The 13,394-nt window shown below is 56.1% G+C and carries 10 protein-coding genes; 6 read left to right on the top strand and 4 right to left on the bottom strand.

Annotation, left to right across the window (positions count from 1 at the left end; all coding sequences use genetic code 11):
• The 3 genes from BSU04_RS12945 to BSU04_RS12955 all read right to left on the bottom strand — a co-directional run bounded on the left by BSU04_RS12945 (nucleotide 1) and on the right by BSU04_RS12955 (nucleotide 4,891).
• Nucleotides 1–2,505 (bottom strand): acyl-CoA dehydrogenase, encoded by a 2,505-nt coding sequence (locus BSU04_RS12945; protein ID WP_089160967.1) that lies wholly within the window; start codon nucleotides 2,503–2,505, stop codon nucleotides 1–3.
• A gap of 111 nt (nucleotides 2,506–2,616) precedes the next feature.
• Nucleotides 2,617–3,435 carry a TetR/AcrR family transcriptional regulator gene (locus BSU04_RS12950; RefSeq protein ID WP_256982626.1) on the bottom strand — a complete coding sequence of 273 codons (819 nt, stop codon included), beginning with the start codon at nucleotides 3,433–3,435 and terminating at the stop codon, nucleotides 2,617–2,619.
• Nucleotides 3,436–3,664: 229 nt separating this feature from the next.
• Nucleotides 3,665–4,891: an MFS transporter gene (locus tag BSU04_RS12955; RefSeq protein ID WP_089160969.1), complete on the bottom strand. Its 1,227-nt coding sequence runs from the start codon at nucleotides 4,889–4,891 to the stop codon at nucleotides 3,665–3,667.
• 480 nt (nucleotides 4,892–5,371) lie between these two features.
• On the opposite strand from BSU04_RS12955, the gene BSU04_RS12960 reads away from it, so the two are divergent.
• The 6 genes from BSU04_RS12960 to BSU04_RS12985 all read left to right on the top strand — a co-directional run bounded on the left by BSU04_RS12960 (nucleotide 5,372) and on the right by BSU04_RS12985 (nucleotide 12,654).
• On the top strand, nucleotides 5,372–5,641 hold the full coding sequence (locus BSU04_RS12960) for a hypothetical protein (RefSeq protein ID WP_256982628.1): 270 nt from the start codon (nucleotides 5,372–5,374) through the stop codon (nucleotides 5,639–5,641).
• A 309-nt stretch (nucleotides 5,642–5,950) separates the two neighbouring features.
• Entirely contained in the window at nucleotides 5,951–8,293 is a 2,343-nt protein-coding gene (locus BSU04_RS12965) for a type VI secretion system Vgr family protein (protein WP_256982633.1), read from the top strand.
• Between the two features lie 303 nt (nucleotides 8,294–8,596).
• Complete coding sequence (locus BSU04_RS47065; protein ID WP_218827270.1) at nucleotides 8,597–10,729, top strand: glycoside hydrolase family 108 protein; 2,133 nt, start codon at nucleotides 8,597–8,599, stop codon at nucleotides 10,727–10,729.
• A gap of 129 nt (nucleotides 10,730–10,858) precedes the next feature.
• Nucleotides 10,859–11,404, top strand: coding sequence for a hypothetical protein (locus BSU04_RS12975; protein ID WP_144021216.1), 546 nt, complete (start codon nucleotides 10,859–10,861; stop codon nucleotides 11,402–11,404).
• Between the two features lie 8 nt (nucleotides 11,405–11,412).
• Nucleotides 11,413–11,940: a hypothetical protein gene (locus BSU04_RS45340; RefSeq protein ID WP_144021217.1), complete on the top strand. Its 528-nt coding sequence runs from the start codon at nucleotides 11,413–11,415 to the stop codon at nucleotides 11,938–11,940.
• Between the two features lie 183 nt (nucleotides 11,941–12,123).
• Entirely contained in the window at nucleotides 12,124–12,654 is a 531-nt protein-coding gene (locus BSU04_RS12985) for a hypothetical protein (RefSeq protein ID WP_089160972.1), read from the top strand.
• 464 nt (nucleotides 12,655–13,118) lie between these two features.
• Here the strand turns inward: BSU04_RS12985 and BSU04_RS12990 are convergent.
• Nucleotides 13,119–13,394: transposase (locus BSU04_RS12990; protein ID WP_089159950.1), on the bottom strand; the 276-nt coding region annotated here is incomplete at its 5' end.

Here is a 13,394-nt window from a genome sequence, read left to right on the forward strand (position 1 = left end):
TCACGCATGGATTTCCTCGGGCTCGTTCGCCAGTGCTTCCTGGCGTTTCTGCAGCGCATCGAGCATACCGAAATCCGCACCGAAGTCATCGACCTTGACGACTTCCACGCCGTAGCGCGCATAGTCGGAGAGTACCTGACGTTCGGTCGCATCGATCAAACCGCGCGTTTCGCAGGCCGCAGCCCACGCGTCGAGATCGGGCAGGCTTTGCGGCACCGGCGGGATCTTCCTGGCCTTGACCGCATCGCGCAGCTTGTGCTCGATCTCGGCATAACGCGGACTGAGCGCGAACATCAACTCGCCGTAACCGAGCGGATCGATATGCACGGGCGGCGCGTACGAGTCTGCAATCAGACGTTCGCGTGCGTCACCGGGCGTGGTCATCAACTCGGCGATAGCGCTCCCCAGCGCATCCCCCGGCACGCGATGCGGCATGCCGAAAGGAAACGCGAGCGCGCGCACGAAGCCTGCGGCGAGCCGCTTCGGATAGTTGGAGAGTACGCCTTCGAAGGCCGTTTGCGCTTGATGCAGCGCATCTTCGACACCCCAGCGCACGAGCGGAAGATCGGCTTCAGGCCGGCCATCGTCTTCGAAGCGCTTGAGCGTGGCCGAGATCAGGTAGAGCTGTGAGAGGATATCGCCGAGTCTCGCCGACAGGCGTTCGCGCCGCTTCAATTCGCCACCGAGCGCGAACATCGATACATCCGCGAGCAGTGCGAACGCCGTGGCGAGGCGAGTGGCCGCGCGATAGTAGGGCACAAGACGCGTGTCGGCGCGGGTGGGCTTGGGGATCAGCGCGCTGCCACCCAACGCGAACACGAAGCTGCGCACCGCATTCGACGCCGTGAAATTCGCGTGTCCGAAGAAGGCGCTGTCAAAATCACGCAGGCCTTTGGCACGATCGGCATCACGGGTAGCGGTCATCTCCTTGAGCACATACGGATGACAGCGGATCGCGCCCTGACCAAAGATGATGAGGCAACGGGTGAGGATGTTCGCGCCTTCCACCGTGATCGAGATGGGCACCTGTTGATAAGCGCGGGCGAGGAAATTCGATGGTCCCATGCAGATGCCCTTGCCCGCGACCACGTCCATGCCGTCGTTGATCACTTTGCGCGCGCGTTCGGTGATGTGATACTTCGCGATCGCGGAAATCACCGATGGTTTCTCGCCAAGATCAACGCCTTGCGCCGACAAGCGGCGTGCCGCGTCCATCACATACAGGTTGCCGCCCATGCGCCCGAGCGCTTCCTGAACACCTTCGAACTTGCCGATCGCCGTGCGGAACTGCCGGCGCACGGCCGAGTACGCGCCGGTTCCGCGCACGGCCAGCTTCGCCATGCCCACGTTCGACGATGGCAACGAAATGGCCCGTCCCGCCGCAAGACATTCCATCAGCATGCGCCAGCCGTTGCCAACTTGTTCGCGTCCGCCGATCACCCAGTCGAGGGGGATAAATACGTCGGTGCCCCAGTTCGGACCGTTCTGGAACACAGCATTCAGGGGCCAGTGACGGCGGCCGATATTCACGCCGGGATGCGTAGTTGGAATGAGCGCGCAGGTGATGCCGGCTTCATCGGCGGGACCAAGCAGGTGGTCGGGGTCGAGTGCGCGGAACGCGAGGCCCAGCACGGTCGCGATCGGCCCAAGCGTGATGTAGCGTTTCTCCCATGTCACGCGAAAGCCGAGCACTTCGCGGCCCTCATGCCAACCCTTGCATACGATGCCCACGTCGGGAATCGCCGCCGCGTCAGACCCCGCGTAGGGGCTGGTCAGCGCGAAGCAGGGGATTTCATCGCCGCGAGCGAGGCGCGGCAGATAGTGGTTCTTCTGTGCTTCGGTGCCGTAGTGCATCAGCAATTCGGCGGGGCCGAGCGAGTTGGGCACCATCACCGAAACCGCTGCAGCGGAGCAGCGCGTGGCGAGTTTCATGATGACCTGCGAATGCGCGTAGGCGGAGAATTGTTTGCCCCCGTACTGCTTCGGAATGATCATGCCGAGGAAGCCCTTCGACTTGATGAATTGCCACGTTTGCGGCGACAAGTCTTGCCAGATTGCAGTCGTTTCCCAGTCGTTCGCGAGATCGCAGAGTTGCGTGCATTCCGTGTCGATAAACGCTCGCTCTTGCGCCGTGAGCACGGGAGCGCCGAGTGCGAGGAGCGTGTCCCATTTCGGGCGCCCGGAGAACAGCGCGGCATCCCACCAGACCGTGCCGGCTTCGATTGCATCGCGCTCGGTCGGCGACATCTCGGGCAGGATCTTGCGGAACAGGTCGAAGATAGGTTTGGTCAGCAGTGCACGGCGCAGCGGCTTGATGGCGAGTACGAGTGCGGGCAGCACGAAGATGATCGCGAGGAGCGCTGTGACAACCGGTCCGGTCACCCCCGCGAACCAGCCGATAGCCACCCAGATCACCGCCCATGCGAGCCAGGCAATAGCGGGCGCTTGCATATACAGCAAAGCGCCGCTCACGATAAACAGTGCGACCACGAAGCTGGCTGTCATGACGACCTCTGCTGATGTTGTTCGATAGTGTGCGCGGGAACGGCATGGAGGCGGGGTGAGTCGGCAGCTTAATGTTCAGCACATTACATACCCGGCGCGTGCGTCCTCACTTCAGGCAATGGCATGTTGCGACGCGGTATGGTGCGCGAACGGACCCGCGCTCAAAGGGTCCGGCGCCAAGGCTGCAGCGCTATTGGAGACCGGTTCGCGCTCAGTGAACATGGAGGCGAAGGGGCAGGCACCGTTTGGAGGAGACAGGGGCGCTTTGAGCGCTGCCACCATGACCAGCGCAAGGCGGCCGATCAATTGCGAGTCCTCCAGACGCTGGCCCTGCGTGAAATCGGCGATAAGGGTACTCGTATCGGCCGCGGCGAGAATGCCGCTGAGAGAGCCGATGCAAAAGTGCAGCCGCCAGCCAAGTTCTTCGCGGGGCAAATGCGGCAGGACGGTTTGAAACGCGCGGAAGAAGCGCTCCGCGACATCCGCATAGATTCCGCGCAGGAAATTGCGAATGAACGGCGACGGATCGGTGTAGGCGCGGCCGAGAAGGCGTAGCAACGCAGGGCCGCTTTTGTCGAGGCAACGGGATTGCTGCAGCGCCGGGATAAACATCGCGCCGAGGATGTGCTCGCAGGTGAGTTGCGAACCCAGCGAAGTCTGGAAGCGTTCGAGCAAGGCCAGGCGGTTCTGGTTGAGACCGTCGAGGCGACGAGTGAGCATCGCGTGGATCAGCGCGTCCTTGCCGCCGAAGTGATAGTTCACGGCAGCCAGGTTTGCATCGGCACGAGCAGTGATAAGCCGCATCGACATGCCTTCGTAACCGGCGTCGATGAAGATCGCTTCGGCGGCGTCGAGCAAGCGAGTCTTGGTATCGCCGGACGCGCGCGATGGCGCGCGACTGGGAGGGTTAAGCGTGGAACGGGTAGGCACTGGCGTCTCCGGAACCGTTGAAACGGTCCACATTCTGGGAATGATCGAGTAAAGCCTTTAATTAAAACGGGTGTTCTAACCAAGATAAAAAGCTTTAGCGCTATCGACAAGCCATTTTATGGAGCGTGCTCTCTAGAAAGAGAACGGTCGTGCGAGGGGAGGGAGCGAACAGGTATGAATCGAGTGAAAACAATGGGGACGCGAACGCGTCCCCATTGGGTTCAAAACTTCAAGCCGAGCTTGCAGCCCCGACATGCTGGGCCGACTCGGTCATGTCGATACCGCGCCGTTCGCGGCTAAAGAGAATAAGCGCCGCGATCACTACGGCAACCGTGCCGCCGACCAGTGCCATGGCGAGTCCATAGTTATTGCCATTCTTGATGGCGATAGACGCCTGCATGGTGGCATTGACCGAAGCCAGCAGATTGCCCAACTGATAAATGAGCCCGGGGAATGTGGCGCGAATCTCATCGGGCGAAATCTCATTCAGGTGTACCGGGATCACCCCCCAGGCTCCTTGAACAGAGATCTGCATCAGGAACGCTCCGGCGGCGAGCGCGACCGGGCCACTTGAGAACGCCCAGAGCGGCAATACCGGCAATGCGATCAAAGCGGCAATAAAAATTGCCCAGCGGCGCCCGATTTTCTCCGACATGGATCCGAAGAACAGTCCTCCGCAGATTGCTCCGACATTCAGGACAATGGTAATGAGCGCAACTGTGTGTGGATCGAAGTGATGCTGTTCGCGCAGGAAGGTCGGGTAAAGATCCTGGGTGCCGTGCGAGAAGAAGTTAAACGCGGTCATCAAGACAATTGCATAAATGGACAACTTCCAGTTCTGCTTGAGCGTCTTCAGCAAGCCGGGCCGTGGCCGTTTTTCCATGGCCTTCCATGCCGGAGATTCAGGCACGTGTGCGCGCACATATAAAACCAGCAGCGCAGGGGCCACGCCGATAAAGAACATTCCGCGCCAGCCAACATATTGATACGCCACGCCGAACACGATGGAAGCCAGCAGATAGCCGCTCGGATAACCCGCTTGCAAGAGACCCGAGACAAAGCCACGTGCTTTGGTCGGGACGGTTTCCATGGTGAGGGCCGAGCCCACGCCCCATTCACCGCCCATTGCAATGCCGAACAGCGAGCGCAACACGAGCAGCGTCAAGAGATTCGGTGAGAAGCCTGACAGCATTTCCAGCAGCGAATAGATCGCGATGTTGATCATCAGCGTCGGGCGCCGGCCGTACTTGTCGGCTAGACGACCGAAGATCAGCGCTCCTATGGGGCGCATCGCGAGCGTCAGGGTAATGCCTAAAGCGACCGCCGGAATCTTCGTATTGAATTCGGCGGCGATGTCTTTCAATACGAAAACCATTAGAAAGAAATCGAAGGCATCGAGTGTCCAGCCTAAATAGGCCGCAATCGTCACGTTTCTTTGTTCTCGCGTCCAGCTCATTACCGTAATCTCCCCATTCGCGTAATTGAATAATCATGACGACGTGACCGAGGCCTTCTCTGCGCCGCGCCGAATAAGGCGCTCGGCTGGTGTCGGCAGGTTGGAGTGTACGCCGCTGTTTAATTGGATGCTCGCAGCGATCACACAAACTGGTATTAACCCCGGTATGGTTTCGCGGTTTCTGTGCAATGCGTCAATCGGATTGCTTTCGAATGAGTCGATGAATTAAAGAAAATGAAAGTTAATTGAATTATTTTTGTATTAAATGGATTCGAGGGGCGCAGGTCGTTCGAACTTCACCTGAGGGCAAGACATCGGTTCACTTACGGACAAGTGTGTTGACTGGTCAAAATTGATACTGGCTGCATCGAAACGAGACCTGCCGAGCCCCCATGTCTGCTACTCCCCGTGCCCGATGGCCCTATGTCTTCATCTCGGCTTTCCTCGGCACCGCAATCGAACAGTACGATTTCCTGCTCTATGGCACGGCTTCCGCGCTCGTATTCAACAAGATATTTCCCGAATCTCGATCCGCTGGCGGGCACCATCGCGGCGCTGGGGACCTACGCGGCGGGGTACTTCGCACGCGGTGCCGGGGCGCCGATCTGCGGACACTTTGGCGATCGTATCGGACGCAGGCTTCTGACCGAACTGCGCGTGTTACAGGGATTCGCCATAGGCGGTAAACAGAGCGGGGCAATTGTGCTCGGGGCTCCCTGCGGCCTCGCGAACTCTCGCGACAATTTATGACTATTAGATTGTCAAGACTCTTTGACTTAATGTAGGACTGCAATGTTTAATACGGGGCTGTAAAGATTTTGGATTGAGGTTTCGGAACTTTAGCATTTGGAATGTGCAATCGATGCGTACTGCATAAGTTCCGTCCGATGACACAACTGGGGACGCCGCATCGCGAGGAGCGCAAGTCCGCAGTAATCCGTGATCGGGATCGATCCATATTATATGGATTGCTAAACGGTTAGATTTCCGAATGAAAAATTTCTCGGGGCGCGTACCTATGCGCCCCGGCGTATGTCGTTTGTGTTCACGGGAGTATTCATGGGATCAATGGTTATGCCGTCCCAGGCCTATGCGATCAAGTTGGCGCCGCATCCTGCGCCGCTCTCGGTGCTCAAGTTCAGTGGGCGCGCCGCGGTAAGCCAGCTGTATCGCTATGAAGTTGAGCTGACAAGTTCAATCAGCGATATCGCGATGGACCAGGTGTTGGGTCGGCCCGCGAAGTTCACGATCGATCCGATTGATCCGAACGCTGACTATCTGCGCAAGATGTTTGGTGAGAACGCGGAGAAATTCAGCGGCATGCCGGCAGCGTTGACCATCCACGGCATCGTCGCGGAGTACGACCAGTTCGAAACCTCCGCCGACCAGACCCGCTACAAGGTCGTGATCGTGCCGCGCGTGGCTGATCTCGCGCGCGGCGTCAAGAGCCGCCTGTTCCAGAAGCAGTCGGCACAGGAGATCATCACCGCCACGCTGCGGCACGAGGGGTTTCGCGAGGGCGTTGACTTCGCGTTCAAGCTGCGCTCGCAATACAAGCGTCACGAATACGTGACGCAATACCACGAGACCACCATAGCGTTCATCCAGCGCATCTTGGCTGAAGCTGGCATGTGGTTTCGCTTCGAGCATACGAAGGACCGTGAGGTCATGATCTTTGGTGACGACCTCGACGCGTACGCGCGCAACCAACGCATCGTGCCGTTTCGGCGTGACGCCGGGCTGGAAAGCGCCGGCGCCGAGGCCATCAAGTCGCTTGAACGGCATACACGGCGTGTGCCCGAAGCGGTACAGCTGAACGACTACAACCATCGCCAGGCAGGCGTGTCGCTGCTTGTCGAGGTCAACGCCGCGCGTGAGGACAAGACTACGAACGCGGTCGATTCGCAATGGGGTGAGCACTACGAGACGCCGGAGGAAGGCCAGAATCTGGCGCGGCTGCGCCATGAGGCGCATCTGGCACAGCAGCTCACCTATACCGGCAAGGGTAACGCGTTCGGGTTGGAACCAGGTGAAGTGCTGCGTCTTGATCGGAACCCGGAAGACGCGCCGTATGGATTTTTTATTGTGTCGGTGGAGTCGAGCGGCGGGCGCGATCACGCTTACTCCAATACGTTCTCGGCGATTCCCTCTGACCGTGTCTGGCGCACGCCCGTGGACCCGGCTGAGCGGCCCGTCATCAATGGCATTCTGCCGGCGCGAGTCACTTCGCCCGGGGATTACAGGCGTGCGTACTTGACGCCGGAAGGCTTGTATGTGATCAAGCTGCCGTTCGACCTTGACGAGTGGAGTCCGGGTGGCACAAGCCGGCCGGTGCGGCTGGCTAAACCATACAGCGGCAATAACTACGGGCACCACTTCCCGCTGATCGACGGGGCGGAGGTCGCCATTATTTTTACGGGGGGTGATCCAAACAGGCCCGTCATTATCGGCGCAATGCACGACAGCCTGCATCCGGATCTGGTCAACAACCTGAACCATACCCGGAACCTTATTGTCACGGCCGCAGGAAACACAATGCGGATGGAAGATAGGGAAAGTAACGAGCACGTGCATCTGATGACGCCGTTCCAGGCTAGTCAGCTGAATCTCGGGAATATGGTCGACGGTGAGCGCAATAAGCGTGGGCTAGGCGCCGAATTGTGCACCGGTGGGCACGTTGCCGTGCGGGGCAGCCAGGGTGTACTCGTGAGCGCCCAGGCGCAGCCGAACGCGGCGGGCCAGCAACTCGACATGGAGGATGCAGACACAACGCTTCGGCAGGCCGTGGACCTGATGCGCTCCTTGAACGATTCGGCCACTGCGGCGAAGGCTTGGCTGGCCGAGATCGACCAGCAGCGCGCGCTTATCGATCAAAAGCTCACGAGCCTGCAGAAGCCGGTAATCGTGGCCACTGCGCCGGAAGGCGTGGGTATCGCGAGCGGTCAGCACATGCAACTGGCCGCTCGCAAGCAGATGTTCATCACGGCGGGGGGCGGGCTTGACATTGGCGTGTTCAAACGCATCACCGCTGCAGCGGGCGAGGCGATTTCCCTGTTCGCCGCGAAGCTCGGTATTCGGATATTTGCCGCAAAGGGCAAGGTACAGATTCAGGCCCAAGGAGACGGAATGGAGCTAATGGCGCAGCAGGACATGGTGATGAGTTCCTCGGACGGCGAGGTCACGATCACCGGGCGCAAAGGCGTCACGCTCGGCGACGGATCGGGTGCTTACATCAAGTTGGCTGGCGGCAAGATCGTCCTGGGCAGTCCGGCCGGGGAAATTGAATTGAAGGGCAATCTCACCGTCAATGATCCAGACGGCGGCAGCTTCAAGTTCCCCTCATGGTCCAGTGTCCCGGTGAATAACTCGCCGGGACCAATGAACTTCGCGTTCTCGGAATAAACGCCCATGACGACGAAGACTGCACCGAAGCTAACCCCGCCAGCGGCTAAAGCTGCCGACACGCGCGTAAAGCTTCTGCCTTTCGCCTTTCCATTTCTGCGAAAGGGGCAGGGCAAATCGGACGCGTCCACAAAATTCACCGACGAGCACGATATCTACCGACTGTTGGCTGAGCGCGAGCCCTCGGGCTCCTATCTGGTAAGCAAGACTGGGATGTGGCACGGCGGGATCCACGTGACCGATGCCGGTGCGGGTCAGACGCTGGATCTCGATGCGGGCGTGCGTTGCATCGCTGACGGGCACGTGATCGCGTACCGGATCAATCAGACCTATCCGGTCAGCGAGGTTTCCGGCGCCCACAGCGAGGCGACTGCGCCAGCGCCGTACAGCACCGGCTTCGCGCTGGTGCGTCACGCGATGGAGTTTCCGAGGGGAACAACGCTGACGTTCTATAGCCTGTATATGCATCTGCAGGCTTACGAGGACTATACGAACGACTCTAAACGGCAGAAGCCCGCGTACTGGACCACCCAGTTTCAGGTGACGGAGTTCGCGAAGGATACGCCGGCGGCGAGCAGGACCGGGCAGCCAGCCGAAGCAGGACAGGAGGGCCTGAGAGTTCGTCAGAAGCCGCCTCACGGCAGCCCGATCGGCCTCCTTCCGCAGGGAGCGAGCGTGAGCATTGGCGAGCGGCAGAAGGGCTGGGGGCGCATCAGCGAACTGCACGGCTCGTCCCTGTACGCGCCGGTTGCGGGTGGCTTCGTCGAGCCGTCCGCAGCCGTGGGAGGGTGGATCTTTCTTGGCAACGAGAACGGTGGGCCGCTTGTTCAGGAGGTGATGCCGGACACGTCGTTCGACCGGGTGATTTTCCCGTTGTCAGCAGTTTCGAAGGCTGTTGATTCAGGCCCCGGCGTGCCGATCAAGGCAGGTGAGCTGATCGGCCATTTGGGGCGCTACGATTCGCTGAACCAGCGCACCGCTGGAACCCGGATGGTCCACATTGAGGTGTTTTGCGACGACAGCATCGTTTCTTTTATTACCCAGGGACGTGCGTGGGTTGAAGAGCACGGGCCACATCCCAAGGACTGGCCCGCCCTGGGATTGTCCGCCGAACCGGCGATTCTGCGGATCGCACCGAAGACAAAGCTGTACCCGGTTCACGACAAGGACGGAGAAGGCGCTGACGCGCCGTTGACGGACGTCATCCAGGTGTATGCGCTTGCCGAGCTGGGCCGCGACAAGAGCAAGCAATTCACGGAACCGCAGCAGGATGCAAGCCTCGGGCGAAAAGTGAACTGGTGGCATGTCGAGAATGCCGACGCACTGGGCAACCCGATTGACGGGTGGGTGCGCGAGTACAACCACGCAAGCGGACGGGTCACGCGCGAGTTTGGGCAGAAGTGGATCGACTTCCAATGTCTCGCGGATACGCATGACCCGGCCCACACGATCTTTGCGACCAGCCAGGCGTGGGTGGACTACGCGAGTGGTGCGGATGTTCCCGGCGCGGCGGGGTTGGACAAGCTCAGCCCGCTGATGGGGGAGAAGGTTTATCGGGCCCTGTTTGCGAAGGGCGATGGCAGTCACGCAGCGGACGATCTGTGCAATGCGGCCGCAAGCGACGCGGGCCATTACCCGTGGCTCATGCAGGCATCGTCGCGGCTTATTGTGAAGCATGAAAGCGAATGGGCCAATCCGGAGAAGTGGAAGCAGTTGATCGCGGAGCTGGAAAAGCAGACGGGACCGAAACCGCAGCATGCGGAGGAGTTAAAGCGTATCGATAGGTTGACGTGGTGGGATGAGGTCAAAGCCGGCGTAGCGGAGTTTCCTGGGCCCGAGGTGTTTCATATTCATCCGATTGGGTTCGTGGGGAATTTTGCAAGCGACTGCGATTGCGCGACGAAATTCAAGAAAATTTCGGCCATTATTCTCAGGCATGAAGGTGGTTACGTGAACAGAGCAGATGACAAGGGCGGCGCTACAAATCACGGTATAGCGTGGAATACATGGCAAGCTTATGCGCAAGAAGATCTGGGAGTTGAGCCCACGCTTGATAATCTCAAGAATCTAACTGGCGAGCAGGCAGAAACAATTTATCTAAACCGGTATTGGGAGCCTAGAGGTTTTTGCAAGTTCAACGACCAACGCGTAGCCTTGATGGTATACGACTGGACAATCACGTCTGGCGGAGCATCCAAACAGATACAAAATATGCTCAACAAAAAATATGACGCCAACGTCGGAGCTGATGGTGTAGTGGGAGCCGAAACGGTCGACGCGTTAAATCAGGTTGAAAATCAAGAATCGCTTCTTCAAGAAATTGCCGATCTTCGGCGTCAGTATTATACTAATCTTACGGTTAGAGATAGCACTCAGAATGTAAATCTAAAAGGCTGGCTTAATCGTGTCGATAGTTGTCTTCAAGTGGAAGGTTAAGATATGGATCGAAGCACATGTTATCGGTATCTGATTCTTTTTTTCTTTATCTTTCAGAGCGACGCATTCGCGCACGTCAATAGGTTATTTAATGGAAAATGGGAATACGTCGAGTACATACCTGGTTCAATGAAGCCATATTCCGTCTTTGATATATCACTAAATGAAGGGGAAAATGGTAAAATCTACGGGGCATACTGTTTCGTTACGCAATACGGGAATAGGGACGATTGTAGTCCTGACGGTGAGTTAAACGTAAATGGCCATGCAGTTGATCTATCAAAAAAAGCTTCAGTGGCGTTTTATTCATTTTTTGGCGCGAAAAATGGCATTGCTGAGCTTTCGATTAATGACGACAATTCACTCACTTGGACTATTATCAGGCAACCCCAAGAGGGAGAGTATTATGGACCAAATCGCATTGTTCTTAAAAAAATTACATCTGAAACAGATGCGCATGTTGGAGATAGGTTGGTTGTCGCAAAGAAAGCTTACTTATACGATGCGCCATCGAAGTTGAGGCAAGGCGAGACGTATGTAATCGAGGGAGATTACGTAAAACTTGTAAGAATTTCGACAGATCTAAGATTTTGGGAAGTAAAATTTTCTACCAAAAGCGGAAGGACCATCGAAAAATGGATTGACTGTCAAGACATTGATTTCTGCGCGAAGTGATGCAAACGATGTCTATCACAGAGATATCAATAACGATTGTTTTTTTCCTTGCAGTAGGCCTGCCCGCAGCCGGCGCAGTGCCGAGTTTTCTTAGTACGGAAAGCCTCTGTAGGAGTGGGGAAAGTGAGTATGTCAGCTGTGTACTGCAAGATACACGGAAAATTGTTTGTGTATTTGCGGCCGGCAATTCAAGGCCTGATGTGGGTTACGTGCAGAATCGTTATGAAACTCATAAAACGATTGAATTCCAATACCCGCGTGACCCGATTGCCCCGCAAGATAAGATGACTATTGTCGATGTTTCGAGACTTCGTGACGGTTTGGGAAGTCATCTTAAATTCAGGCAAGGTTCCTACGAGTACGTAGTGTCAAATGCTCTTGTACCGGGTGAAGTTTATGTCGCCAAGGATGGAAAGACAGTATTCGACAAGATTTGTAGGGGAAGCGAATACCTGCCTTTCGATGATGCTGCTCGTAGCGGACTGCCACATGGAGTTGTCGATCCAGTTGATCGATTGGATCGACACGATCGGTAAGACTTTCAAAATCTAGTTGTCCTGTAAACTGTTCGCGGTTTTTTAGATTGAAAATCTTATTTTGACTAGACACTTTTAATAAAGATCTAATACGCAGTCGCGTAATAATATTTAGTTTGCAAATTCATGAGAATACTTTCCTTTTAACCAAGAATTAAATTTGGCTTTAAATAGATAACACAGATGGTGTATCGACGGCAATTTCTCAGATTATTTTTTTCTCTTGTCGTATGGCCAACAGTCGGATGGTGTGACGAGTCCATTCTGCAAAAACTGCCAGCCGAACAGATCCAAGAAGGATGCAATTTAGAATTTTACATTTTGCCCGACGAGAATCCTGCGTTAGGACGGCCCGATCATTCGATCGACCTAAGATGGGTGTGCGGAGATCAACCTCAGCGAGTCATCGACAACTACGAGATAGAGGGCGGCAGCCCGGACATCGTGACGGTGTTTTACAGAAAAAGGCACGACGCAATTGTACTTGTAAAGTGGTCTACGAACTCCCAGGCAGCGGACGTCCAAGGGGATTACTACAAGATTTATGTGTACAGGTATGCACGAAACAATCCGGCTCAGCCGTTCCGGCCTCAGCGCGACGTCATGAAAAAACTTGGAGAAGGATGGGACGGCACAGTTGATGGAAAATCCGTGCATTATCCATACAAAGATGCCTTGTCTATCCGTAAAGCGCTCAACAGACTAGGCTATTAACGATAGCTGATGGCGCGAAATATACTGGTTGTCTAATGTGAGTTACGACAGTGCGATGGATTATCGTCGAATTACGGCACATTGGTAATTTGACCGACGAACTAGACTAATGGGAAATAATATGTGGAAACACGCCTTTACCACATTATTTTATAGAACTGTTATCGGCTGCGTCCATTCGGCGCAGACGCGCATATATATAAAAATAGAAAACATCAATAGACCTTCGAGGCCGCTCTACCCGGTTTTTATCAGTCGCTTGGATTGTTTAGGCAAGGATTTTTGGTCCCGGTGAAGAGGGGGCTGGAACTCACAACGTATTTCAAATCACTACTCATTATATTACAATGCTTAAGATTATAATGTGCGTGCTTGGCGCTGTAGTATTTCCGCTGTCCGTCTTTGCAAAAAAACTTAACTTGAATTTTTACTATGATGACCATCAATATAAAGTAATTAAGTGTTCAGGAAAAACGGATTTCAAATTCCGAGCCATAGCCGCCGAGCAGCTTGGCGATCTCTGTATCGATGGTTTCCTTCGTCCAGGTGACGAAGCGCCGCCAGTGATACTTGGCGTGTTTCCAGACGATTTCGATCAAGTTCAGCTCGGGACTGTACGGCGGCAGATAGAAGAGCACCATCCGATGGTCGAGAAACCAGCGGTCGATGGTTTGCTGATCGATGTTGTGATGAATCGAGGCGTTATCGAGCACCACCACAGTCATCAGGCCGGGCGCGCC

The sequence above is a fragment of the Caballeronia sordidicola genome, assembly GCF_002220365.1.
GTDB lineage: Bacteria > Pseudomonadota > Gammaproteobacteria > Burkholderiales > Burkholderiaceae > Caballeronia > Caballeronia sordidicola_C.